This window comes from Pseudomonas sp. TUM22785, from assembly GCF_028198105.1.
Lineage (GTDB): Bacteria > Pseudomonadota > Gammaproteobacteria > Pseudomonadales > Pseudomonadaceae > Metapseudomonas > Metapseudomonas solani.
In genome coordinates this window covers 3,288,283-3,308,426 of sequence record NZ_CP116239.1, presented here as the reverse complement: position 1 = coordinate 3,308,426, position 20,144 = coordinate 3,288,283, and the positions used below count along the sequence as shown (strand labels likewise).

Below are 20,144 nucleotides of genomic sequence, written 5' to 3'. Positions count from 1 at the left end.
GTTTCAGATGCTCCTGCCGATGGTGCTGCGGAAGGCTTCGATGTGGTCGCGCATGGCCCGCTGCCCTGCCGCCACATCCCGCGTGCGGAAGGCCTCGAGGATGCGGCGGTGCTCCTGGTGCACCGCTTCCTGGTGCCCGGCCGTGGCCAGCGAGAGGAACCAGAAGCGCGCCTGGCGCTCGTGCAGGCTGCGCAGCAGCTCGGCCAGCACGCGGTTGCGCGCGGCCGCCGAAATGGCCAGGTGGAATTGCAGGTCCAGGGCGGACAGCGCCGCCACGTCCCGCTCGGCGATCAGCGCCGGCACGCGGGCCAGCAGCTCGTCCATGGCGGCGATCTCCGCCAGGCTGGCGCGTTCGATGGCCAGGCCCACGCAGAGCACCTCGTTGCACAGGCGCACCTCGATCATCTCCAGCACCTCGTCGATGGACAGCGGCGTCACCAGCACGCCCTTGCGCGGGATGATCGACACCAGCCCCTCGGCCTCCAGACGTTGCAGCGCCTGGTGCACCGGCGTACGGCCCAGCCCCAGGCCGCTGGCCAGCGCGGCCTCGTTGAGCACCTCCCCAGGGCGGAACTCGCAGCGGATGATCCGCGCCTTGATGGCCCCGTAGGCGGCGTCGCGCAGCGAGAGCGAGGCGGCTGGCGCCGGGGCGAAGGGAGCGATGTCGAAGGCGGTCATGGCGGGGCCCGGTGGCTTGAAGTGGCCGTGATCCTAGGCTGAAGTTTCAAAGGCTCGACAGGTGAGGCCGTCCGCTTCTGCTGCCGGCCGAAGCCCCACTGGGCAATGGGAAAACAAGCACGCCGGGGTTTGACCGCTCGCCCCCGCTGCGGCCTAATGCGCGCCCCGCCAGGCGTTGCCGGAGATGGCCATGAGCACCGAACCCAATGTGCGCCCCAGCACGCTGCACCTGCCCCAGGGCCCCTGGGCCACGGTGCTCGACTGCCTGTGCGCGCATTTTCCGGCCATCGACCGCGCCACCTGGCTGGACCGCATGGCCCGTGGCCGGGTCACCGATGGCGAAGGCCAGCCGGTGGACGCCACGCGCCCCTACCAGCAGGGGCTGTGCATCCGCTACTACCGCGAAGTGGCGCAGGAGCGGGAGATCCCCTTCGAGGAGCGCGTGCTCTACCAGGACGAGCGCCTGGTGGTGGCCGACAAGCCGCACTTCCTGCCGGTGATGCCCGCCGGCGAATACGTCGAGCAGACGCTGCAGGCGCGCCTCACCCGCCGCCTCGGCCTCCCCGGCCTGGTGCCCTTGCACCGCATCGACCGGCACACCGCCGGCCTCGTGCTGTTCTCCCGCGACCCGGGCAGCCGTGGCGCCTACCAGGCGCTGTTCCGCGAGCGCCGTGTGCACAAGCGCTACGAGGCGGTGGCCGCGCCGCTGCCGCAGCTGGAGTTCCCCTGCACCCTGCGCACCCGCCTGGAAGCGGGCGAGCCCTTCTTCCGCATGCAGCAGGTGGCCGGCGAGCCCAACACCGAAACCCGCCTGGAAGTGATCGAGCGCGGCCCGCAGCTGTGGCGCTACGCCCTGCACCCGGTGACCGGCCGCAAGCACCAGCTGCGCGTGCACATGGCCGCCCTCGGCGCCGGCATCCTCAACGACGGCTTCTACCCCGACCTGCACGACACCAGCGCCCCCGACGACCACGCACGCCCCCTGCAACTGCTGGCCCGCGAGCTGGCCTTCATCGACCCCATCAGCGGCGAGGCGCTGCGCTTCCAAAGCGAATTGCGCCTGATGGATATCGCCTAACCCCGGCGGGCTCCGCTGCGGCGGGCTTCGTGCCTCAGCCCAACCTACCCCGTGGGAGCGAATTCATTCGCGAAAGCCCCACCGCCCCACCCACGCCACCGGCCTGCACCCTGTAGGGGCGAATTCATTCGCCCAGCGGTGCACCGCGCCGCATTGGTGCCAGCCCAGACTCCGCTGTGTTGGGCTTCGAACCTCAGCCCAACCTACGGGCCGTGCCAGCCCCTATCCCCCCTGACCCTCACGATCTTTTCTTGACCGATCATTCAGGCGCGAGGATATTACGGCCGTCATCCAAAGCCGATGGACGCGCCGTGAAGCTCCACTACGCTTGCTGGGTTGATAGCCATCAATCGAGACAGAAGGAAATTTCATGAGCCAATACGACGTGGTTGTAATCGGCGGTGGCCCAGGCGGCTACAACGCTGCCATCCGGGCGGGCCAGCTGGGCCTGAAGGTGGCCTGCGTGGAAGGCCGCGAGACCCTGGGCGGCACCTGCCTCAACGTCGGCTGCATGCCGTCCAAGGCGTTACTGCACGCCTCCGAACTCTATGAAGCGGCCAGCGGCAAGGAATTCGAACTGCTCGGCATCGAGGTCAAGCCCACGCTCAACCTCGGCCAGATGATGAAACAGAAGGCCGACAGCGTGAGCGCCCTGACCAAGGGCATCGAGTTCCTCTTCCGCAAGCACAAGGCCGAATGGATCAAGGGCTGGGGGCGTATCGACGGCCCGGGCCGCGTCGCCGTGAAAGGCGCCGACGGCAAGGAACAGGTGCTGGAGACCAAGCACATCGTCATCGCCACCGGCTCCGAGCCCACCCCGCTGCCGGGCGTGGAGATCGACAACAAGCGCATCCTCGACTCCACCGGCGCCCTGTCCCTGCCCGAGGTGCCCAAGCACCTGGTGGTGATCGGTGCCGGCGTGATCGGCCTGGAGCTGGGCTCCGTCTGGCGCCGCCTGGGTGCCGAGGTCACGGTGGTGGAATACCTCGACCGCATCTGTCCCGGGCTGGACGTGGAAACCGGCAAGACCCTGCAACGCGCCCTGGCCAAGCAGGGCATGAAGTTCAAGCTCGCCTCCAAGGTCACCAGCGCCAAGAGCGGCAAGAACGGCGTCGAACTCAGCGTCGAGCCGGCTGCCGGCGGCGCGGCGGAAAGCATCCAGGCCGACTACGTGCTGGTGGCCATCGGCCGTCGCCCCTACACCCAGGGCCTGGGCCTGGAGACCGTGGGCCTGAGCGTCGACAAGCGCGGCATGCTCGCCAACGAGAAGCACCAGAGCACCACGCCCAACGTCTGGGTGATCGGCGACGTCACCTCCGGCCCGATGCTCGCGCACAAGGCCGAGGACGAGGCCATCGTCTGCATCGAGCGCATCGCCGGGCACAAGGCCGAGGTGAATTACGAGGTGATCCCCAACGTCATCTACACCCGCCCGGAAGTGGCCACCGTGGGCAAGACCGAGGAGCAGCTGAAGGCCGAGGGCCGCGCCTACAAGGTGGGCAAGTTCCCCTTCACCGCCAACAGCCGCGCCAAGATCAACCACGAGACCGAAGGCTTCGCCAAGGTATTGGCGGACGAGCGCACCGACGAAGTGCTGGGCGTGCACCTGGTCGGCCCCAGCGTCAGCGAGATGATCGGCGAGTACTGCGTGGCGATGGAGTTCTCCGCCTCCAGCGAAGACATCGCGCTGATCTGCCACCCGCACCCGACGCGCTCCGAAGCGCTGCGCCAGGCGGCCATGGATGTCAGCGGCTGGGCGATGCAAAGCTGACGGCGTGATGCCCATGAAAAAGGCGCCTACCCGGCGCCTTTTTCGCTTGCTTGAGACGTGGCCAGGAGTCATTGGCTCCTCAGAGCCCGGCAGGACGAACGCGTGCCGTAGGGTGTGCCGTGCGCACCTCCGCACGGTGCCTCCGGCAGACTCCAGGTGCGCGCAGCACACCCTACAAGAGCACATCGGCGCGCGGGCTCGGCTCCCTGCACGGAGCCCGGCTGCTTAGAGAAGCTGATGCTTGTGCAGCAGCCGGTAGAAGGTCGGCCGCGAGATGCCCAGTACCCGCGCTGCCAGACTGAGGTTGTTGCCGTAGCGTGCCAGCGCATCGCACAGCGCCTGGTATTCCGCACGGCGCTTGTAGTCATCCAGGGTGCCGATCAGCACGCTGTCCATCGGCACGCTGTGCAGGCCCAGTTCCCCCGCCTCGATCTGTTCCCCCTCCGCCAGCGCATAGCCGCGCCGCACCCGGCTGGCCAGCTCGCGCACGTTGCCCGGCCAGTGGTGACGGACCATCGCCGTCAGCGCCTCTTCGCTGAACTGCCGCGGCTTGTGCCCGGACTCCAGGCTGTAGAGATCGGCGAAGTAATTGGCCAGCAGCGCGATATCGCCCTGGCGCCGACGCAGGGGCGTGAGGCGCACCTGATGCGCCGCCAGCAGTTGGTAGAGCTCCGGGAGGAAGCGCCCCTGCTCGGCCATCAGCTCGATATCGCGGTCGGAAGCCGCCAGCAGGCGCACATCCAGGTTGCGCGCCGGGCCCTGGGGCTGCGGCAGCTTGCGGGTGCGCAGGCAGTGCATCAGCGTGCGCTGCACCTCCAGGGGCAACTCGCCCACCGCATCGAGGAACAGGCTGCCGCCGCTCGCCGCCTGCAGGCGCCCATTGGGGCCGAACAGCGCGGCGCTGCAACCGGCCTCGTCCAGCAGCCCGCAATTGAAGGCCACGAAGGGCCCGCCCACGCGCCGCGAATAACGGTGCAGCGTGCGCGCCACCAGCTCCTTGCCGGTGCCGCTCTCGCCGAGGATCAGCACCGGCTTGTCCAGCGGGCCGAACTTGGTCAGTTGCTTGCGCAAGTCACGCAGCGGCCGGCTCTGCCCCAGAAGCTCGTGCTCGGCGCCCTGGCGGCTGCCCAACCCGCGCAACCGGGCGATGCCGAACGCGCGGCCGAGCAGCCCCTGCAAGCGGGTGGAATCCACCGGGATTTCCAGCGTGTCGAAGAACCACTCGCCGGCAAAATCCTCGACCCGCTCCTGGGGCGCGATATCCGGCCCCAGCAGGCCGATCCACTCGGTGCCGCTGCTGCTGATCAGGGTCTTGATGCGTTCGGGGTTATCCAGGTGCTCATGGCGCAGGCATAAAAGGCCTACGTCATAACCGCCGGCCTGGGCCTGTCGTGATTCGCGGCTTTCCACAGTCCAACCGCTCGCCTGCAAGCGCGGCAATAGCTGTCGGCACTCCTCGCAAGGGTCGATCATCAGCACGCGGCGGGTACTAGGAGTGATGGTGTCCAACATGTCCCATCCTTGGCGCCAATTTTTTGAATAATTCTTTAAAAACAAGGGTTTGGCGCGCCTGACTGTAACGCTAGCAATATCTTTGACGGGATATGGAACCATTTCTTATAGGAAAGATCGCGAAAAGTTCTTAAAGCCACAGCGCCGTCAGATGGCGCGGGTCTATGCCGAAAAGGCCGTGGGAAATGGGATTGCAAAAACATGACGCAACCGACAAAACACCCCAATCTGAGGACATTGGTAATAGCACCTTGCCAATATTCCTATTGATTGGCATAACGTAGGATTTTCCACACTGGTTACAAGGATGTATCTGATGCGAATCCTGCGTCGCACCCTGGTGCTTCTGCTCGTGCTCGTCCTCGTGGGCCTGGCGGTCGTCCTCTATTACGTCGCCAACCCCAACCTGCCCACCTACAAAGCCCCCGAGCAGCTGCACTACCTCGACCAGTGGGACGAACAGGCGCGTCAGACCTACTACTACACCCCCCAGGGCACCACGGTTAAGGGCCTGCGCTACGACTGGTTCACCGCCCTCGAGCTGCCCTTCTCCAGCGACAAGTTCGCCCGCCCGGAATACCTCGGCCGCTTCGGCTTCCTCGTCGACCCCAAGCAGAAGCCCACCGAGCTGAACCCCGGCAACCTGCCCGTGGGCTTCGCCCGGCATGAAGACGACGACACCGGCCAGCAGTACCTCGACATCAGCTGCGCTGCCTGCCACACCGGCGAGCTGCACTACAAGGGCCAGGCCGTGCGCATCGACGGCGGCGCCGCGCTGCACTCCCTCGCCTCCACCGTGCCCACCCTCAAGGGCGGCGGCTTCGGTCAGGCGCTGGGCATGAGCATGGCCTTCACCTACTACAACCCGCTCAAGTTCAACCGCTTCGCCAAGACGGTGCTCGGTGAGGAATACCCCAAGGGCAAGGACGAGCTGCGCAGCGACTTCAAGGATGTGCTCGACCGCCTGCTCGGCACCGCCTGGAACGACACCCACCGCGGCCTCTACCCCACCGAGGAAGGCTTCGGCCGTACCGACGCCTTCGGCCGCATCGCCAACAGCGTGTTCGGCGACGCCATCGACCCGGCCAACTACCGCATCGCCAACGCCCCGGTGAGCTACCCGCAGCTGTGGGACATCTGGAAGTTCGACTGGGTGCAGTGGAACGGCTCCGCCATGCAACCCATGGCACGCAACATCGGTGAATCCCTCGGCGTGGGCGCCAGCCTCACCCTGCACCAGGAGAACGGCCAGCCGGTGCCGCTGGACCAGCGCTACGCCTCCAGCGTGCGCGTGCGTGACCTGCACACCCTGGAAGAAACCCTCAAGACCCTGAAGCCGCCGACCTGGCCGGAAGAGGTCTTCGGCAAGATCGACCTGCCCCGCGCCAGCCAGGGCCGCGCCCTGTTCGCCGAAAACTGCGCCTACTGCCACGCCCCCAACCCGCAGCCGGTGGACAAGCGCCTGGCGCCCGACCGCGACCCGGAATGGAAGATGCGCATGGTCGCCACCGACAAGATCGGCACCGACCCCACCACCGCCGACAACATCGCCGACCACCGCTTCGACATCACCAAGCTCGGCTGGACCAAGGAGCAGCTCTCCAAGCTCGACGTCGAACTGTTCAGCAAACCGCCGCTGAAAGACCTCGACTTCAGCAAGATCTCCAGCGCCAAGGGCCTGGCCTACCTCACTGCCTTCGTCGAAGACCGCGCCTACCAGGAAGCCGGCATCAGCGGCGAGGAACGCAAGCAGATGGACGGCTACGGCCTGAAGATCGGCGTGCGCGAACTGCGCGCCTACAAGGCCCGCCCGCTGGACGGCATCTGGGCCACCCCGCCCTTCCTGCACAACGGCTCGGTGCCCACGATCTTCCAGCTGCTCTCCCCCGTGCCCGAACGCGCCAAGGAGTTCTACGTCGGCAACTTCGAGTACGACCCGCAATTCGCCGGCTTCCAGCACGACAAGTTCCCCGGCGGCTTCCTGTTCAAGACCTCGGTCACCGGCAACGGCAACCAGGGCCATGAATTCCGCGACGGCTGCCGCCAGAACGGCGTGATCGGCCGCGCCCTCTCGCCGGACGAACGCCTCGCGCTGATCGAATACCTCAAGGTCATGGGCAACCAGCCCCTGGAGGAAAAGCTCAGCCCCGTCGCGCCCAAACCCTGGACGCCCGGCCCCGCCTGCGAAGGCTGATAGACCGCTGTAAAACCCCTCCCCGCCACGGGGAGGGCCTGGGAACGAACAACAAGGACTCAAGCTCCCATGCTCAAGCGCTTCTGGCTCTGGCTCGGCCGCCTCCTCGGCAAGCTCCTCCTCATCCTCCTGGTCGTCGGCCTGCTCGGCTGGGGCATCGGCTCGCTCTACTACGGCTGGAAGTTCTCCGGCCCCGTCTCCGCCGACGAACAGATCCCGCCGAACGAAGCCAGCGACGCCAAGGCGATCATGGAATCAGCCGTGCGCGTGGTCGAACAGCACCGCGACAACACCCGCGTCATGCGCGACGCCCACGCCAAGGCCCACGGCTGCGTGAAGGCCGAAGTCACCGTCGCCCAGGACCTGGCCAGCGACCTGCGCGCCGGCGTGCTCGCCGAACCGGGCAAGACCTGGCAAGCCTGGATGCGCCTCTCCAACGGCAACGCCTACCCGCAGTTCGACAGCGCCCGCGACGCCCGCGGCATGGCCATCAAACTGCTCGACGTGCCCGGCCAGAAGCTCATGAACGCCCCGGACCACGCCACCGAGCAGGACTTCGTGATGTTCAACCACGACGTCTTCTTCATCCGCGACGTGGCCGAATACCGCAGCAACTTCGAAGCCCAGGCCAACGGCCAGAAAGTCGGCGCCTTCTTCCCCAGCCTCGACCCGCGCACCTGGGAAATCCGCCACATGCTGATCGCCCTGCAAACCCTCGCGCCGGCGCCGGCCAGCCCCACCGACACCGTCTACAGCTCCGTCTCGCCGTACAAACTCGGCCAGGCCAACATCAAGTACCGCGTCATCCCCGACCCGCAATCCTGCCCCCAGTACACGCTGCCCAAGCAGAACACCGACCTGCCCAACTTCCTGCGCAACGCCCTGTACCAGCAACTCTCGCTGGACCGCGTACCGGCCTGCTTCGCCCTCCAGGTGCAGGTGCAGAACCCGCAGTACTACATGCCCATCGAAGACACCAGCGTGGCCTGGAGCGAGAAGGTCTCCCCCTTCAAGACCGTCGCCACCATCAAGGTGCCCGCGCAGGACTTCGATAGCCGCGAGCAGAACGAATTCTGCGACAACCTCTCCTTCAACCCCTGGCACGCCCTCCCCGAACACCGCCCCATCGGCGGCATCAACCGCCTGCGCAAGGTGGTGTACGAAACAGTGAGCGTGTACCGGCATGAACGGAATGGCGTGGCGCAGCCGCAGGCTGAGGTGAAAGAGCACGAGTGATGGATGGGGCCGGCTGGCGCGGGGAGCGCCGGCGGGCCTCAAACTTACGAAAAATAAACCTAAAAAAATTTATGGAGCCAGCCTCCTATAGCTCAACAGTTACAGCAACTAACATGACTCCACATACCCCGCCCAACTCAAACCTAATTAACCTTCTCTAAGGTGTACTAGCCCACACAAAGGAGCGAACCGATATGCTCAAAGAGGTAAAGTTTTATCTTCGACAGAGAGCAGATAAAGCCGCCTCTTCAGTCCGCTACCTTGTGGGTAGATATAGACGATACAAAGGCGCCTTCATTAAGGCCGTGAGCGCAGCAACGGAGTTCCTTTCACCACCCAATAGCACGAATAAATTTGAACCGTTAACGCCAACACTACTGGAACCTACGCAATTTCGGCGCTACGAAAGCGAACTGCTAGAAGCACTAAAAAACAAACAAATCAGAAACATAGCTATCTCTGGGGAGTATGGCGCAGGCAAAAGCAGCGTAATCCACACATTCATTGACCGTCACCCAGAATTTAATTACTCATTTGTCTCACTTGCAGCATTTGGCACTGAATCAACCATACAACCCGAACTCAATGACAGCAAAAACACAAGCCCCTCCAAGAAAGAATCAAATTTAGAAATTTTGACCCGCATTGAAGAGACGATTGTCCAACAACTACTTTACTCTGTCCCAGCAGAGCGTCTTCCTAAAACTCGACTCAAACGCATTACCCAGGCCTCTTCATCTAAAATATTTTCCACAACAACAATAATCACCCTGCTCGCAATTAGCGCCTGCAGGCTTTACATACCAACGATTGAGAAACTACCAAACCTTGATCCATCATGGCTAATTCCAGCACTAATTAATATACCCGCATGGATCGCCATTATTATCTTAGGGGCAGCTAGTTTTTATTTACTATTCTCACTCCTAAAATCGTTATCCCCCTTTAGTATTGACGGCCTCACAATCAAAGGAGGGAAGCTAGAGATAGTCCATCAGGGATCTGCACTACACAAACACATTGACGAATTAATATATTGCTTCGAAAAAAGCAATATAGACATTATCATAATTGAGGACCTAGATAGATTCGGCATTCACGATGCATTTACACGACTAAGAGAAATTAATTTCATAATAAAACAATCGCCTCAGATAAAACGACCAATTTATTTTATATATGCAATTCGGGACGAGCTTTTTCAGCCAGGAGAGAAAACCAAATTCTTCGACGTAATAATCCCTATCATTCCCGTGGTCAACTCTGAAAATTCTCGAGAAAAACTTATTGAGTTACTTCGCACTCGCACACTGAACAACACCACTCTTGACAAAACCCTTGATCCATCGCTAGCGGAAACTATCTGCTACTATATAGATGACATGCGAACAATCAAAAATATCGTTAATGAGTTCGACATGTTCTCAAGCATACTGGTTTCTGATTCCGGCCTAAAACTTGATCCCAACAAGCTATTTTCAATAATAACAATCCGAAATTTACTCCCTAAAGCCTATGCTGATTTAGTTAAGCGAAAAGGACCGATCTACGAAATAATTACTGCCTTTGGGGAGTGGCGATCCGAAAAAATAAAACAAGCAAACGAGGCTCTTGACGACTTGCGAAAACTTAGAGAGGCACGAATTCAAGAGATCGCAAAAAGCACAACAGAATTAAGAGCCTATGTTTGGTACGCCATTCACGAAGCAAGCGAAATACCTGCCCCAAACCAGCTACTTAGAGACCAAAACCAGAACCAAAAAGTCACACTAAAACAGTTTGTTAGCGACGATTTTTTCGAAGATATTTTCAGCAATAACAATCTATTAACATCAATAACCACTGATCAATATGAAAGAATAGTTCAACAAGCACCAAGAAGCGTTGGAACCAAAGAAATCTTGGAATCAACGTCTTACACTCAAAGGTACAACACACTTCAAAACACGCTCTCGGAAATTGATGAGCGAATAAAAAATCAGCGTGAAGAAATTGCTCGAGCCACCCACCTTACATTCCGAGCAGGAGCTTTAGGAAGCTATGGCGAAACAATAGCAGCAACGCTAAAAGATCAAAGCATAGTCAGCTACCTGATGCGCTCTGGCTACTTCGACACTGATTACACAGACTACTTTGGATATTTCTACGAAGGCTCAATATCTGCGGAAGACAAAAACCTAATACTAGATCTTAGAAACGGGATATCCCCAGACGTTGCAACTCCAGTCAGAACAGCTAGAAAGGTAATTGAAAAATTAGACGCAGCAGATCTAAGTGATGGGAAAGGAATAATTACAGACATCTTAAAGGAGCTCTGCAAAACACAATACCGACATGCTGACAGCATCAATAGAAACAAACTATCTACCATTTTCAAAGACGGACTGAATGGCCATTTAGATCGAATAGCAGAAGCAACAGAATCACTACTCTACACAGCCGACAGCCCAAAACTAATTCAGGCCATCAATTCAATAGAGCCTTCATTATTTATTGAACTCCTCAACAAATCAGAGAGATTCGCTGCAGCAAGCTCAAAACAAGAGCTTATATTTTCGATCATTAGCGGCCTACACATTATTGAATTTAAGAGTCTAAGCAGCGAGTATCAAGAGAATTTGTATGAAGCAATAGAAAATCTAGAAGACGTATCCCGACTTATGTCCAACCTAGAAACATACGAAAAAGGATGGGAATGGCTTAAAGAAGGCAATGTACTCTTCAACAACCTGGGAAGCAGAACATCACTAGAAGACTTAAAAACACTAATCAAGCAAAACCATTTCAAACCAAATTTACATATGCTACTGCTGCTTCGCAATAAAACAGAGGGCACCACCCCCGACAAGACCACCGCCAGTAACTCAGAGCCACTTAGCTACTACCAACTTCGAAATCTGAATATAGAAGGCCTGCAAGAACTTCTACTATCGTCAGCCCATGAATTTGCTGAAGCATTGTTAAGTCAACTGGGCACTCTGACAGAATCTAGCGAAAGTCTCTCTGAACTACTAGCATTCATAGCTGAAGACCCAGACCTTGCGGAAGCTCTTTTTAACCGCACAGAATGCACATTCAACGAACTCAAAGAAATACCTAAATCACTATGGTGCAATGCCCTTGAATCAAACAGAGTGCTCACAAAAGCAGAGTCCGTCTGGACCTTCTTCCATGAAATTCTTGCCCCAGCACTAGCGAGCAAAGGCTGCGAAGATCGCGACATGTCCGCGCTCGCAAGCTTCATGAACAAAAACTCAAAGCAATTACAAGACGAAATCTGGCGCTCCAGCAACACCGAAACAATAATTTTTCAACAATATTTACTTCGCAACTCGCACATAGACAACGATACACTTCAATGTATTTTTTCTAACACACACATTGAAAATTCCACACTACTTGAGTTAACCATATCAGTAGAGCGCTGGATTATACTCGCGCGCTCCAGCTCAATAAAATACAGCGTCGAAATTCACGAAAAGCTCCGAACAATTGATGAAGAGCTAGAGGCCATATATCTTGCAAAGCGTTGGACTGAAGCGAGCACCAACACTAACGCCCCTCAACTAACCCCGGCGTTAATTCTACTTCTCAGCCCAAAAGACGGGCCTACCCTGCATGATAAAATATCAATGTGGGAGGGCGTCCCTGCGGATTTTCTAGAAGCCAACGAGAGAGCCATCGAGGAACTCTTGAGAATTTGCCAACTGGCAAATAAAGAGTCATTAAATTTTTCCACACACTACATTCCAACTCTAAAGCGCATATTTCACAATGAGGCACTAGAACCGGCGCAGCGACTAGAATTACTAATTCAATGCCTACCTTCTAGCAGTTGGAGCGAAACACATCCTATGCTTATGCTTATGCCTGACAAAGAATTCTCCAAACTCTCTCCAAGCTCAAGAAAAATTAAAGTCCCAAATAACGATCAGAACATCAGATTGCTTACATCACTTAAAACGAGAGGCTTTATACAAACCATTACCTCTGACGATACAACTATTACCGCAACTTCAAAGCCCAGTGAAATGAAAACAGGCTAATAAGCTTCTATGACTGCTTGCACCTCTTGCCCTCCCCGCCCCACCTCCCTATCCTTCGCCGGTCGCGGTAAATCCCGCGACCGGGTTTGACAGCCCGACGAGCTAGGCGCGATTGCGCCACCAGGTGCATGCGAGAAACAGCGAATGTTTTTTGCAGGCATCGGTGCGTATGCAGTTTTATGACTGCACCGTTTTATGGCGGATCGCGCGGGGAGACCTTCGGGTCTGCCGGCCCTAGCTCCGGTCTGTCAACCCCGCGCGGTCCGTCACCCTTCGTTTGACAGCGGGTGGTGACGGCTCCAGAGACCTCAGCTAGGAGCTACACCATGCACGAAGCACTCACCCCGCTCTTCTTCCACCGCAACACCTATCCCCTGCGCGCCGTGATGATCGACAACCAGCCCTGGTTCGTCGCCGTGGATTTCGCGCGGATGATCGGTGCGCTGCGCCCCTATCGCCTACCCCAGCGGATGGACCCGAACCAGAAGCGCTGGGTGCTGCTGGAGTACGCCACCGGGCTGCGCGAGGAGGTGGAGGTGATCAGCGATGCCGGGGCCTACAAGGCGTTGTACCGCTTCCGCCACCCGGAGCACCGCTGCATCGGCCAGTGGTTGAGCGAGGTGGTGCTGCCCACCCTGCACGACCGCCACCGCGATGCCGAGGCAGCGCCGCAACGGGCCCTGATGCATTGGGCGAACCAGCAGGTGGGCGTGCTCAAGTGGCAGGGCGATATCTGGATCGCGCGGCGTGACCTGCCGGTGTTCCTGGCCATCCATGACGAGCCGGAACTGCGCAACCTGCCGAGCTGGAAGGGCTTGCAGCTCCTGTAGGTTGGGCTGAGGAACGAAGCCCAACGTGGCGGGGGTCGTGGGTTGCGCCCTGCCCCCGCCTGTCGCGAATGAGTTCGGTCCTGCGCAAGCGCGATGCTGCGCATCGCTGGGCGACTGAAGTCGCCCCTACACCCTGCGCGATCGCGTGCATAGCCTGGGTTCCAGCCTTACCGGTGGCACCGAGCGGCGGTGCGCGCGGCACACCCTACGGCACGTGCCATCCTGTCGGGATCAAGTGAACTACTCTCGTAATTACTAGGGTGATTGGATAGGCACAACCGAGGACGACGGAATGGAATCCATCAACAACTGGCAGAAACTCGACTACATCAGCAAAGCCATCGCCGCCGTATTCATTCCTATTGCGATCGCAGTCCTGGCAGATGTCGTTGCCAGCGCAAACAAGCAGCGGGACGCGGAAGTGAAGTTCGTGGAGCTGGCCGTCACCATCCTGACCGAGGACCCACGCACCGACGAAAACGCGAAAGCGGACCAGGAGATAAGAGGCTGGGCCGTGAAGATACTGGACGCCTATTCGGGAGTTCCCATGTCGAAGGATCAAGCGGAGGCGGTTATCTCGGCCACCGCGCTTCCCGCCATTCCTTCAAGTGCGGCAGCTACCCCCTCGGCAACCAGCCCGGCGGATACCTGGGGGGTGGTCATGGGCGGTAGCGGTCTACTTGCCGACGCGCAGAGAGCCGTCGGGACGATCAAAGAGAGCCTAAAGATGGATGCGCAGATATTTCGCCGGGCCGGCTCGTTCCGCAGCGTGAAGGTCTACCTCGACAACAACGAAGCCAAGCAGGCGTTGGCTCAAGCCAAGACGCTCAATCCCACTGCTTACCTGGTCAACATGGCGAAGTGGTGCCCTACGAGCACGCTCCAAGGTGCTTATTACGAGTGCCAGCTTCCCTGAAGGCGCGGCAGGTGTTCGTCCTGTTGGCTTTCGGTTCGTAGCGGGACGGCCTATCGCGAATGAATTCGCTCCCACAAAAAAACGGCGCGATGCCGGGCATCGCCGGGCGAGTGAAGTCGCCCCTACAGGGGGTTGCGTTGAGGTTTGATTGGGCAAAGAAAAAGGCCGGCGGGTTGCCCCGTCGGCCTTTTCATTACCGCGCCGGGTTACGGCAGGGTGAAGAGCACCTTGACCTTGTCGGTCACGGCGGCCTTGTCGACGTAGCCGATGGCGTCGGCTTCGGCGGCGACCTTGGCGACCACGTCGGCGTCACCGGCGACGGTGGGCAGCGGCTGGCCCTTGCCGGTGAACACCAGGCCGGACCAGTAGGACTTCAGCTGCGCTTCGTTCTTGCTGGTGACGGCGGTGTAGAACTTCTCCTTGGTGGCGTTCCAGTCTTTCTGGTCGACGCCTTTGAGGGATTTGTTCTTGCCGAGGAAGATGTTGGCCACGTCGGACTGCGACGGGCTGGCCGAGGCACCGGCATTGACGATGACGGCGACTTCGGCGCTGGCCAGGGTGGCGGCGCTGAGGCCGGCAGCGGCGATCAGGAGGCTGATTGACTGCTTCATGTACCGGCTCCTCAGAACACGAATTCGACGCCGGCGCTGATGATGTCGCCGTCGTAGTTGCGGGCCGGTACACCGAAGGCACCGTTGGTGCGCTCGCTGACGGTGTTCTCGTAGAGCTCCTGGGCGTTGCGGATGAATACGCCGTCATAGCCGCCGCTGGTGTCCACGCGCTTGTACTCGGTCTTGAGCACGACGGTGGGCAGGATGTTGTAGTTCAGGCCGAGGGTCCAGGAGTTCTGGCGGCCTTCGTCATCATCCAGCTGGGCGTAGGTGACGTGGCCGAGGAACTCGCCGAAGCGACGGCCGCCCATCAGGTAGAAGGAGTCGGTGTTGCCGGTGTTGTCGCCTTCGACCTTGCGGCTGGTCCACTCGTTGGCGGTGAGCCAGGTGCCGTTGTCGTACTGGTAGCCGATGGAGGTGAACTTGCCCTTTTTGTTGTCGAGGTTGAGCAGGCTCTGCTGCTGCACCACGCCAACGCCCGGGGGCAGGATGCCGACCACGGTGCCGGTGATGTCGGTCTTGATGTCGGCTTCTACGTAGCCGACGCGGAAGGTGCCGAAATCGTTGGTGGCGAGGCTGACGTTGCCGCCGAAGACCTTGTTGTAGTCGATGTCGAACTGGTCGTCGTAGGCGAAGTAGTCACGGTTCTTGGCCTGGCCGCCAGCGAGCTGGAACGACAGCGTGGCGAAGGACAGCGGCATGTTGTAGACGACGTCGGCGCCTTCGTAGTTGGACAGCTGGACCTGGCTGTAGACCTCGTCCGGCAGGCGCAGCCAGGGGTAGCTGAAGCCTACGTCGATGCTCTCGGAGTACATGTACACGGGGGTACGCAGGCGGCCGAAGCGGAACATCAGCTCGTCGTTGGCCTGCCACGACAGGTAGGCCCACTCGAGGTTGGCCTTCCACTCGTCCTGCTGGGGCTTGGCGGTGGCCTGGACGGTGACGCCCACGGTGTCGGTGAGGCCGTAGCTCAGCTGGGCGCCGAACTTGCTCAGCTGGTCGCCGCGCCAGGAGTCGGTGGTCTGGCCGGTGATGCCGTAGCTGCGACCGTCGTCTTCGCCACCGAGGTGGGTGACGCCGACGGTACCGAAACCGTTGAAACGGTATTCGCCCTGCTCCAGCGCGAACGCCGGAGAGCCTGCCAGGCAGATGGACAGGCCGAGGAGACGAAGTTTGGTCATCGTGATGCTCCGTTGAAAATGGGGTTTTAAACGCGGAACTGGGCCGTGGCCGCGCGCAGGTGATCTCCGGTACTGACCAGCTGCTCGCCGAGGCGGGCGGTGGCATCTGCACCATGGGCGGTTGCTTGTGCGTCCTGCTGCAACACTTGTGTCTCTTGCTGGATGGAACTGGAGAGGCCGATCTGCTCCTGGGTGAGCTGGGCGATGCCGGCGTTCAGTTCATCGATCTGGCCCACCGCGGTGGCGATGGACTCGAGCATGCGGGTGGCTTCGACCGAGCGTTCGATGCTGGCCTGGGCCTTGTCGCCGTTGGCGGTCATGACGTTGAGCACGCCATTGGCGCTGTTCTGCAGGCGCTGGATGATCTGCTGGATCTCGGCAGTGGAGGCGGCAGTCTTCTGAGCGAGGTTGCGCACCTCGTCGGCGACCACGGCGAAGCCACGGCCCTGTTCGCCGGCGCGGGCGGCCTCGATGGCGGCGTTGAGGGCGAGCAGGTTGGTCTGTTCGGCGATGCTGCGGATGACGGTGAGCACGGAGCCGACCTGCTGGGTCTCCTCCTCCAGTTGCTGCATGGCCTGCACGGCACCGAGCACGCTGCTGCCCAGGTCGCTGATGCTGCCGGACAGCGCGTTGATGCTGGTGCGCGCGTCGACGGCCTGGCGCGAGGCGTCGCCGGCACCCTGGGTGGCCTGCTGGGAGCGCTGGGCCACCTCCTGGATGCTGCTGGTCATGGTCTGGATGTCACGCCCGATGGAGTCGGTGTGGCCCTGCTGCGACTTGGCGTTCTCTTCCGCGCCCTGGGTGAGGCGGTAGAGCTCCTTGGACATCTGCCCCAGCGGGCTGGCGGCCTCGATGATCTGGCGGATGGTGCCCTGGAGCTTGTCGAGGAAGCCGTTGAACAGCTGGATCATCTCGCCGATCTCGTCACGGGAGTCGACGTTGACGCGACGGGTGAGGTCGCCGTCGCCACGGGCGATGGCCTGCAGGGATTCGATGACGCCGTGCACGTTGCCCATGATGCCGCGGATGATCACCCAGGCGCCGAGGCCTACCAGCGCCACCAGCAAGGCGGTGAGGATGAAGCCCACGCGGGTGGTTTCGGCGTTGTCGGTACGGGCCTGCACCAGGGTGGCCTGGAAGTCCTTGTAGGCATGGGCGCGGAAGGCGGCGCCGAGGTCCTGGGCGGCCTTCAGGTCGGTGGCCATGCGGTCGAGGCTGGGGCGCAGGTCGTCGAACCCGGCGCTGCCCTTGATCAGTTGCTCGGAGGCGGAGAGCGCGTTGTCGGCATAGCGGCCGATGGCGGCGCGCCAGGCGTCCAGCTCGCTGGCACGCTCACTGTTGGCGCGGGTCAGCGGTTGCAGGGCCTGCTGCATGCCGGCGATATCGGCCAGCACCTTGCGGGCTTCGTCGAGGGTTTCCAGCTCGCCAGCGGCCACCGCGCTGTTGAGCAGCCCGGGCAGGCGGGAGAACTGGAAATTCACCGCGTCAGCCTTCTCCAGCGTGGGGAAGCTGTTGTTTTCGAGGGTTACCAGGCGGTCGTCGTTGGCCGAGAGCTGCATCGAGGTGTAGCCGACGAACAGCAATAGACCCAACAAGGCAACAGCGGGCAGCAGAGACAGCTTTAGTGTCAGCGACAGATTCTTCAGCATTTTGGCAGGTACCCAAGATTGGGGCGCGGATTGTACAAAAAGACTATTTAGTGGCCAATAGCCACTTGGCGGTCACGCTGTGACTTTTATTTCTAGTTATGCCGATTCCTGTTTCGGCTGCCCTTCTCTTTGCTATAGCCCCCATCCGGGGAAAATGCCTACCTTCTGTCGTAAATCCTTAACCTGCGGGAAGTCCTCTGCGCTGCGCTTTACCGCTGCGTTTGCGGGTTACGGCCAGGCGCTGCAGGGGCTCCAGCGGGCCGGGGCGATGTGGGGATGAAGGAATCGAAGCGTCGCCAGATCGGCGCGACGCTGTGCCGCAGTGAGGGTGGAAGGCTGTGCAACGTCGCGTGTCAGGGCGAAGCCCTACATAGCGGGGTCGTGGTTGCACCCCGCCCCGCCTATCGCGAATGAATTCGCTCCCACGAAGGCGCTGGGCGACTGAAGTCGCCCCTACAACCGACGTGGGATCGGTGTGTAGCCCGGGCTTCAGCCCGGGGCGCGGCAGCGCCCGCTGATCGCGAATGAATTCGCTCCTACGGAGGTGCGATGCGGGAGGGCGATCAGGCTCGCCGGAAGCACCGTGGGGAGGTGCGCACGGCACACCCTACGGCACGTGTTCATCCTGTCGAGCCCTCAGCTGAGGGTTCCATCCCCGTGCTGGTACACAGGCGGGCGATCAGATCCAGACGTCGTTCTGCGCGGTGCGCTCGCCGCCTTCCTCGCCGGTGTTGAGCACGCCACGGGGCTCGATGAGCATCATTTTCACCTCGCCTTCGGCGTAGGGCTTGTGCTCGACGCCCTTAGGCACGACGTAGAGCTCGCCCGGCCCGAGGAGGACGGTGCCGTCGCGCAAATCGATGCGCAGCTGGCCTTCGAGCACCAGGAAGGCTTCGTCGGTGTCGGCGTGGGAATGCCAGATGAAGTCGCCGGCGATGCGCACGACCTTGAACTGGTAGTCGTTCATTTCGGCGACGACCTTGGGGCTCCACTGCTCGCTGAACAGCGAGACCTTGTGCAACAGGTTGATGCTCTGGTGATTGGGCTGAACGGCCATGGTGCGGCTCCGGGCTGGGGATTGAGCCGCGAGAGTAGCGAGGCCCGCCGTAGCGCTCTTGTACGATCCTGCAGCTTCAGCGGCCGTGCATGCGCAGCCAGCGCGCCGGCGGCAGGCCGTAGCACTGGGTGAAGTGGCGGGTCATGTGGCTCTGGTCGAAGAAGCCGGCGGCCAGGGCGGCATCGGCGAGGCTGAAGCCGTCCAGCAGCATGCGCCGGCAGCGGTCGAGGCGACGCAGAGTGAGGTAGCGGTACGGGCTGGTGCCGTAGAGCGCGCGGAAATCGCGGGACAGGCTCCAGCGTTCGCGGCCGCTGGCGCGCTCCAGTTCGTCGAGGGTGACGTTGCTGCCGAGGTGGCTGTGGATGTAGTCCCGGGCGCGCTCGGCCGAGGCGAAATCGAAGGCCCGGCGCCCTCGCCGCCTGCCACCCACCGCCTGCAGCGCCTGGGCCAGGTCGTAGAGGGCGTCCTGTTCCTCCAATGCCTGCAGCGGGCGGTCCATGGCCTGCATGAAGGTTTCGGTGGCGCGGTGCAGACGCAGGTCATCGGAGAGGCCGCCCGGCACGAAGGGCAGCGCCCTGCCCCCGAGCACCTGCTGGATCAGCACCGGCTCGACGTAGATCATCCGGTAGTGGAAGCCGGCCTCGGTGCCGGCCATGCCGTCGTGCAGCTCGTCGGGGTGCAGCACCAGGGTGCCGCCGGGCAGGCTGTGACGCAGGCTCTTCTGGTAGCTGAAGCTCTGCACCCCGGAGAGGGTGCGGCCGATGGCGTAGGTGTCGTGACGGTGCGGGTCGTAGCCGTGGCCGCCGAAGTAGGCCTCGATGCGTTCGATCCGCGCCGGGTGGTCGCTGCGCAGCACCCAGTCGCGCGTGCCGGGCAGCTCGGTCATCAGGCGCGCTTCCGGGCCTTGGCGGGGCACGAGGCGTTGAGCGCGGCGATCAGGCGGGTGACGTCGTCGGCGCCCTCTTCCACCTTGCGGCGGTCATTGCTCATGGGGTTGTCTCCATTGGGTCGCGGGTTTGTGCCAGGGGCTGATTGAATACCAGCCAACCTCAGCGCGCCATAGGTTGCAGCAGGCATGCCCTCACCTCCTGGCCTCGGTGTGGGTCCATGGAGGGCGATGGACTGGGCGTAGACCGCGCTTCATCGGTCCACCATTCGGGATCGCCGGACACGTCGCTGGTGGATGAAAAAAGCGCCATCCACCCTACGCGGCTATGAGTTCGGGTTCTCCAGGGAGCAACCGTGTTGCCGGTTCGGAGGCCTAAGGTTCTCGGCGGTTCCGGTGCATGGGGGCGATTGACCGGGCGTAGGGTGGACCGCGCTTCAACGGTCCGCCATTCGGGCTCGCCGGTCGCTTCGCTGGTGGATGAAAAAAGCGCCATCCA

The 20,144-nt window shown here is 61.0% G+C and carries 14 protein-coding genes; 7 read left to right on the top strand and 7 right to left on the bottom strand.

The features are described from left to right. Positions 1-3: 3 nt before the first annotated feature. Complete coding sequence (locus PI990_RS15105) at positions 4-678, bottom strand: GntR family transcriptional regulator (RefSeq protein WP_271661152.1); 675 nt, start codon at positions 676-678, stop codon at positions 4-6. A 190-nt stretch (positions 679-868) separates the two neighbouring features. On the opposite strand from PI990_RS15105, the gene PI990_RS15100 reads away from it, so the two are divergent. Further along, entirely contained in the window at positions 869-1,756 is an 888-nt protein-coding gene (locus PI990_RS15100; protein ID WP_271661151.1) for a pseudouridine synthase, read from the top strand. Positions 1,757-2,126: 370 nt separating this feature from the next. After that, on the top strand, positions 2,127-3,527 hold the full coding sequence (lpdA, locus tag PI990_RS15095; RefSeq protein ID WP_184489045.1) for a dihydrolipoyl dehydrogenase: 1,401 nt from the start codon (positions 2,127-2,129) through the stop codon (positions 3,525-3,527). Between the two features lie 225 nt (positions 3,528-3,752). On the opposite strand, the gene PI990_RS15090 is transcribed toward lpdA, so the two are convergent. After that, positions 3,753-5,039 carry a sigma-54-dependent transcriptional regulator gene (locus PI990_RS15090; RefSeq protein ID WP_271661150.1) on the bottom strand — a complete coding sequence of 429 codons (1,287 nt, stop codon included), beginning with the start codon at positions 5,037-5,039 and terminating at the stop codon, positions 3,753-3,755. A 316-nt stretch (positions 5,040-5,355) separates the two neighbouring features. Between PI990_RS15090 and PI990_RS15085 the strand changes: the two genes are divergently transcribed. From PI990_RS15085 to PI990_RS15065, 5 genes are all read left to right on the top strand, one after another. Then, entirely contained in the window at positions 5,356-7,233 is a 1,878-nt protein-coding gene (locus PI990_RS15085; protein ID WP_021217275.1) for a di-heme-cytochrome C peroxidase, read from the top strand. 69 nt (positions 7,234-7,302) lie between these two features. Further along, on the top strand, positions 7,303-8,469 hold the full coding sequence (locus PI990_RS15080; RefSeq protein ID WP_271661149.1) for a catalase family protein: 1,167 nt from the start codon (positions 7,303-7,305) through the stop codon (positions 8,467-8,469). 194 nt (positions 8,470-8,663) lie between these two features. Further along, positions 8,664-12,515: a YobI family P-loop NTPase gene (locus tag PI990_RS15075; RefSeq protein ID WP_271661148.1), complete on the top strand. Its 3,852-nt coding sequence runs from the start codon at positions 8,664-8,666 to the stop codon at positions 12,513-12,515. Between the two features lie 326 nt (positions 12,516-12,841). Then, positions 12,842-13,345 carry a BRO-N domain-containing protein gene (locus tag PI990_RS15070; RefSeq protein ID WP_271661147.1) on the top strand — a complete coding sequence of 168 codons (504 nt, stop codon included), beginning with the start codon at positions 12,842-12,844 and terminating at the stop codon, positions 13,343-13,345. Between the two features lie 292 nt (positions 13,346-13,637). Further along, a complete protein-coding gene (locus PI990_RS15065) occupies positions 13,638-14,261 on the top strand; it encodes a hypothetical protein (protein WP_271661146.1) in 624 nt (207 codons plus the stop codon). A 206-nt stretch (positions 14,262-14,467) separates the two neighbouring features. Here the strand turns inward: PI990_RS15065 and PI990_RS15060 are convergent, their stop codons facing one another. From PI990_RS15060 to PI990_RS15040, 5 genes are all read right to left on the bottom strand, one after another. Further along, the gene (locus PI990_RS15060) at positions 14,468-14,872 is read right to left on the bottom strand and encodes a phosphate ABC transporter substrate-binding protein (RefSeq protein ID WP_263404454.1); all 405 of its coding nucleotides are present in this window, start codon (positions 14,870-14,872) and stop codon (positions 14,468-14,470) included. 11 nt (positions 14,873-14,883) lie between these two features. Continuing rightward, a complete protein-coding gene (locus PI990_RS15055; RefSeq protein WP_271661145.1) occupies positions 14,884-16,053 on the bottom strand; it encodes a hypothetical protein in 1,170 nt (389 codons plus the stop codon). 26 nt (positions 16,054-16,079) lie between these two features. Further along, the gene (locus PI990_RS15050) at positions 16,080-17,702 is read right to left on the bottom strand and encodes a methyl-accepting chemotaxis protein (RefSeq protein WP_271661144.1); all 1,623 of its coding nucleotides are present in this window, start codon (positions 17,700-17,702) and stop codon (positions 16,080-16,082) included. Positions 17,703-18,381: 679 nt separating this feature from the next. Beyond that, positions 18,382-18,759, bottom strand: a complete 378-nt coding sequence (locus PI990_RS15045; protein WP_271661143.1) for a cupin domain-containing protein — start codon at positions 18,757-18,759, stop codon at positions 18,382-18,384. Between the two features lie 76 nt (positions 18,760-18,835). Beyond that, on the bottom strand, positions 18,836-19,645 hold the full coding sequence (locus tag PI990_RS15040; protein ID WP_271661142.1) for an AraC family transcriptional regulator: 810 nt from the start codon (positions 19,643-19,645) through the stop codon (positions 18,836-18,838). Between the last annotated feature and the right edge of the window lie 499 nt (positions 19,646-20,144).

What these genes read in the sequence shown, in the direction of transcription:
- PI990_RS15105 (WP_271661152.1), bottom strand. Translation starts at nt 678, where the DNA reads ATGACCGCCTTCGACATCGCTCCCTTCGCCCCGGCGCCAGCCGCCTCG.
- PI990_RS15100 (WP_271661151.1), top strand. Translation starts at nt 869, where the DNA reads ATGAGCACCGAACCCAATGTGCGCCCCAGCACGCTGCACCTGCCCCAG.
- lpdA (WP_184489045.1), top strand. Translation starts at nt 2,127, where the DNA reads ATGAGCCAATACGACGTGGTTGTAATCGGCGGTGGCCCAGGCGGCTAC.
- PI990_RS15090 (WP_271661150.1), bottom strand. Translation starts at nt 5,039, where the DNA reads ATGTTGGACACCATCACTCCTAGTACCCGCCGCGTGCTGATGATCGAC.
- PI990_RS15085 (WP_021217275.1), top strand. Translation starts at nt 5,356, where the DNA reads ATGCGAATCCTGCGTCGCACCCTGGTGCTTCTGCTCGTGCTCGTCCTC.
- PI990_RS15080 (WP_271661149.1), top strand. Translation starts at nt 7,303, where the DNA reads ATGCTCAAGCGCTTCTGGCTCTGGCTCGGCCGCCTCCTCGGCAAGCTC.
- PI990_RS15075 (WP_271661148.1), top strand. Translation starts at nt 8,664, where the DNA reads ATGCTCAAAGAGGTAAAGTTTTATCTTCGACAGAGAGCAGATAAAGCC.
- PI990_RS15070 (WP_271661147.1), top strand. Translation starts at nt 12,842, where the DNA reads ATGCACGAAGCACTCACCCCGCTCTTCTTCCACCGCAACACCTATCCC.
- PI990_RS15065 (WP_271661146.1), top strand. Translation starts at nt 13,638, where the DNA reads ATGGAATCCATCAACAACTGGCAGAAACTCGACTACATCAGCAAAGCC.
- PI990_RS15060 (WP_263404454.1), bottom strand. Translation starts at nt 14,872, where the DNA reads ATGAAGCAGTCAATCAGCCTCCTGATCGCCGCTGCCGGCCTCAGCGCC.
- PI990_RS15055 (WP_271661145.1), bottom strand. Translation starts at nt 16,053, where the DNA reads ATGACCAAACTTCGTCTCCTCGGCCTGTCCATCTGCCTGGCAGGCTCT.
- PI990_RS15050 (WP_271661144.1), bottom strand. Translation starts at nt 17,702, where the DNA reads ATGCTGAAGAATCTGTCGCTGACACTAAAGCTGTCTCTGCTGCCCGCT.
- PI990_RS15045 (WP_271661143.1), bottom strand. Translation starts at nt 18,759, where the DNA reads ATGGCCGTTCAGCCCAATCACCAGAGCATCAACCTGTTGCACAAGGTC.
- PI990_RS15040 (WP_271661142.1), bottom strand. Translation starts at nt 19,645, where the DNA reads ATGACCGAGCTGCCCGGCACGCGCGACTGGGTGCTGCGCAGCGACCAC.